Annotated in this window: 4 protein-coding genes and 1 tRNA gene; all 5 read left to right on the top strand. The window is 53.2% G+C overall.

What is annotated here, in order from left to right; genetic code table 11:
- Positions 1–1,308: Tol-Pal system beta propeller repeat protein TolB (tolB, locus tag PHD44_RS12345; protein ID WP_300192160.1), on the top strand; the 1,308-nt coding region annotated here is incomplete at its 5' end.
- Between the two features lie 74 nt (positions 1,309–1,382).
- Positions 1,383–2,345: a tol-pal system protein YbgF gene (gene ybgF / locus PHD44_RS12340; RefSeq protein WP_300192158.1), complete on the top strand. Its 963-nt coding sequence runs from the start codon at positions 1,383–1,385 to the stop codon at positions 2,343–2,345.
- Positions 2,342–3,025, top strand: a complete 684-nt coding sequence (queE, locus tag PHD44_RS12335) for a 7-carboxy-7-deazaguanine synthase QueE (RefSeq protein ID WP_300192157.1) — start codon at positions 2,342–2,344, stop codon at positions 3,023–3,025. Before ybgF ends, queE begins: the two co-directional genes overlap by 4 nt.
- Entirely contained in the window at positions 3,009–3,716 is a 708-nt protein-coding gene (queC, locus tag PHD44_RS12330) for a 7-cyano-7-deazaguanine synthase QueC (RefSeq protein WP_300192155.1), read from the top strand. Before queE ends, queC begins: the two co-directional genes overlap by 17 nt.
- Positions 3,717–3,771: 55 nt before the next feature.
- A tRNA-Lys gene (locus PHD44_RS12325) sits at positions 3,772–3,847 on the top strand.
- Positions 3,848–4,201 lie beyond the last annotated feature (354 nt).

The following is a 4,201-nucleotide window of genomic DNA, read 5'->3' as shown; positions in this document are numbered from 1 at the left end:
ATGAAAGCGCGCATTCAACGCTGGGGTTTATGGATTCTGAGCGGCTTGCTGTTCCTCGCACCGGCGGTGAGCCAGGCGGAGTTGAACATCGTGATCAGTGGTGGTCAGGAAAGCGGTGTTCCGATTGCGATCGTTCCGTTCTCCACCACGACAAACACAAACTTCTCATCAATCATCGATGCCGATCTGGCGCGTTCGGGGCAGTTTGCGCCATTAACCGCAGATCAGATGCCGAGCCAACCGTCTGCACCGGAGCAAGTCCAGTTCGACCAATGGCGTACGGGCAAGGCGCAATATCTGGTTGTGGGCAAAGTGGAGCAGCAAGGCGGCAATTACCAGGCAACCTTTTATCTACTGAATGTTACCAACGGTCAGCAAATGACCGGTCGCGTTATTACAGCGCCGATTTCCGCCGCACGCAGTATCGCGCACCGTATCGCCGACATCATTTTCAAACAGATCACGGGCGTACGGGGTGCGTTTGATACAAAGATCGCCTACGTGACCGAGACGGACGGCCCGGGCAAGAAGCGCCGCTACACCCTTGAAGTGGCCGATTCTGATGGCGCCAACCCACAGACAGTGCTGAGTTCCAACTTTCCGCTGATGTCACCCACCTGGTCGCCGGACGGCAGCAAGCTCGCCTACGTGTCGTTCGAGGGTCGTCGTTCAGGTATCTGGGTGCAGGACTTGCGCACAGGCCAGCGTTATCAACTGACAAAATTCCCTGGTATCAATGGGGCGCCAAGCTGGTCGCCAAAGGGCAATAAGATTGCTATCACACTGTCCAAATATCACAGCCCGAATATTTATGTGGTCGATCTGGACACGCGAAACCTGACACAAATCACCAATGATGGTTCGATCAATACGGAAGCCTGCTGGTTGCCGGACAACCAGACACTGGTATTCACTTCGGATCGTTCCGGTTCGCCTCAGCTATTCGAAAAGACGATTGGTTCATCTTCTGCGCAGCGCCTGACGTTCGGTTTGTCGTATGCGGCCGGTGGTGCAATTTCTCCTGATGGTAAAACACTGGCTATGTTGGCGGGTGGCAATGGTGGTTTCCGTGTTGCCGTTCAGTCTTTGTCGGGGGGGGGTAGTGATTTGCGCTACATCAGTAACGGCGGTTCAGAAGAGCGGCCGAGTTTCGCGCCTAACGGCTCGATGCTGATCTACGCATCACAGGTAGGCGGAAGCTCGGTGTTGAAAGTCAGCCCTGTTTCGGGTGGTGAGAGCCAGACCTTGCGCTTTGCCCGCGGCAAGGTGCGTGACCCAGCCTGGGGGCCATTTCAAGGCGACGAATAGTTGAAATAGAGCAGTCGCAGGGTCAAGCAAACAGTGGCTTGGTCGAGCGGTGTTTACTTATATAGGAAATCCCCATGAATCGCTTGATGATGAAACGCAGCGCTAAAAATTTAACTTTATTGGCCGTATTGGGCATGGCAACCACGCAGACAGCTTGGGCGCAGACCCCACCCAGTTGGCTCAATTGGAGCGATAAATCAGATACAGCCCAAGCGGCTACTTCGCAAGCACCCCAAGCGGACTCGCAGGCAGCAACTCCTCAGCCGCTCGCACCTCAGCCGCTGGGTGTGGGGGAGACCGGTGCAAATGCAAATACGTCATCCGGGCAGACGGTAATTATTCAGAATCTGCTGGATAGCGTATCGCGCTTGCAGGAACAGGTCAGAGATCTGCGCGGACAGAACGAAGAGCAGGAAAATCAGATCCAGCGGCTACAAAAAGCCCAGCAGTCCGCATTCAGTTCATTTGATGATCGACTGTCAAAACTTGAGCAATCGGGAGGCAGCGCTACTGCACCGAATGAGCCGGCTACGCCGGTAGCACCGGTACCACCTACGGTCCCCGCAATCAATGCTCCTGCCGCTTCAGCGCCGCCGGTACCTGCGCCAGCATCCCCCGCACCCGCATCCGGTCAAGATGCTGCGGCCGGTGCAAAGCAGCAGGCCCTGTATAACGCAGCCTTCGCCCAGTTGAAGGATGGGCGATACGATCAGGCGATCACCGGCTTTCAGGCTGCTATCGATGCTGACCCACAGGGTCAATGGGCGCCAAGCGCGTGGTTCTGGCAGGGCGAAACTTATTACGTTGAACAAAAGCGAGATAAGGCTGAAGCGGCATATCGGAAAATATTGACCCAATTCCCGAATAGCGACCGAGTGCCAGATGCCCTGTTGAAAACGGGCTATATCGCCTATGACGAAAACAAAAACAAACAAGCACGAGCTATTTTCCAGCAAGTGATCAGCAAATACCCTCAAAGTCAGGCGGCCAATCTGGCGAAACAGCGGCTGGCGCGCATGGATGCTGAAAAAAGATGATCTCAGCCTTGGACGATATCGCCGTACAAGAGAAGGCCCCGCTTCAATTACGGATTACGGAGATATTCCGCTCATTACAAGGAGAGTCCGAGAGCGCAGGGTGGCCGACTGTATTTGTACGGCTTACGGGGTGTCCGCTACGGTGTGTCTATTGCGATACGGCTTATGCCTTTACGGGCGGTGAGCGACTGAGTCTGGCGTCCATCCTTGAGCAGGTCGCTGCGCATCATACGCAGGATGTCTGCGTGACAGGTGGCGAGCCACTGGCTCAACCCGCCTGTCTGCCTTTGCTGACGTCCCTCTGCGATGCGGGCTATTCAGTCAGCCTGGAAACCAGTGGTGCGCTTCCTATTGAAGGCGTTGATCCACGGGTACGCGTGGTCATGGATCTGAAAACGCCGAGTTCGGGTGAAGCCGAAAAGAATCGCTTTGAGAATATCAAGCTGCTCAAGCCCAGTGATGAAATCAAATTCGTCATTGGCAGTGCTGATGATTTTGAGTGGTCAATCCAGCATGTGCGCCAATATCAGATGGATAAACGATTTAATGTTCTTATATCACCCGTATTTGGCGATGTCACTCCGTTGGAACTGGCTGAGTGGATACTGGAAAGCGGCTTGCGTTTGCGTTTTCAGCAGCAGTTGCACAAATTGATATGGGGAAATGAACCTGGACACTGAAAATACACAACCGAAGGCGGTCGTGCTTTTATCCGGTGGGCTCGACTCGGCCACAGTGGCTGCTATCGCGAAAAGTGATGGATACCAAGTGCATGCGGTCAGTTTTGATTACGGGCAGCGTCACAAGGTAGAGCTGACAGCGGCGTACCGTGTCGCACATCAGTTAGGTATTCAGCATCACAAGATGATCAGTATCAACTTGAATGATGTCGGCGGCTCGGCGCTAACCGATAGCACACTGGCTGTGCCTGATTATGATGCCAAGGCTGTAGAGCACATACCGATAACCTATGTGCCGGCAAGAAATCTTACTTTTCTATCGCTGGCGCTGGGGTGGGCAGAGATACTGGGAGCCCGGCGTATCTACATTGGCGTCAACGCAGTGGACTACTCCGGCTACCCGGATTGTCGCCCCGAATTTATCAAGCAGTTTGAGGTGACAGCCAATCTGGCCACCGCGGCCGGTCTTGAAGGCAAGCCCTTCAAGATCGTGGCACCATTGCAAACACTGACCAAGGCCGAGATTATCCAATGGGGTACGCGGCTTGGCGTCGACTATGCGCAAACAATTTCCTGCTACAACCCGGATGAACAGGGAAGGGCATGTGGACGTTGCGATGCCTGTCATTATAGAAAACAAGGTTTTATGGACGCTGGTATTCCTGATGTCACAATTTATGCCCCTGAATGATCAAAAAGGGGCTTGCGCCCCAATTCAGGATATGTAAAATACGCACCTCCTTAACGGGTCGTTAGCTCAGTTGGTAGAGCAGTTGACTTTTAATCAATTGGTCGCAGGTTCGAGTCCCGCACGACCCACCAAATTCAGCGTCAAATTAAGGTTTGACGCAAACAGGAAAAGGCGTATAGTTCGCCTCCCTGCCACAAGGTGGCGGGGCAGGGTTGAAAGGCCCGAGGCACTTAGAAAAATAAGTGTTGACGGGGTGAAAGCGTTGAGTATAATGCGCACCTCCTCGAAACGAGAGAAACAAACGAGACGAAAGCGAAAGGCGAGTAGTCGAGTGACCTTAACCGGAAGGGTTAAGGGTAAAAATCTTTAAGAATCAAGATGATTTGTGTGGGTGCTTGTGTTGTCTGGGGATCCAGAAAACATAGGTGACCTGTCAAGACAAAATTAATGTAATGACAGGGTCAACCTCAAAGCTTTATAAGTGA

Source organism: Halothiobacillus sp., from assembly GCF_028710545.1.
Lineage (GTDB): Bacteria > Pseudomonadota > Gammaproteobacteria > Halothiobacillales > Halothiobacillaceae > Halothiobacillus.
The sequence above is the reverse complement of the archived record's forward strand: the minus strand, read 5'-3'. Positions and strand labels throughout refer to the sequence as shown.

What these genes read in the sequence shown, in the direction of transcription:
- ybgF (WP_300192158.1), top strand. Translation starts at nt 1,383, where the DNA reads ATGAATCGCTTGATGATGAAACGCAGCGCTAAAAATTTAACTTTATTG.
- queE (WP_300192157.1), top strand. Translation starts at nt 2,342, where the DNA reads ATGATCTCAGCCTTGGACGATATCGCCGTACAAGAGAAGGCCCCGCTT.
- queC (WP_300192155.1), top strand. Translation starts at nt 3,009, where the DNA reads ATGAACCTGGACACTGAAAATACACAACCGAAGGCGGTCGTGCTTTTA.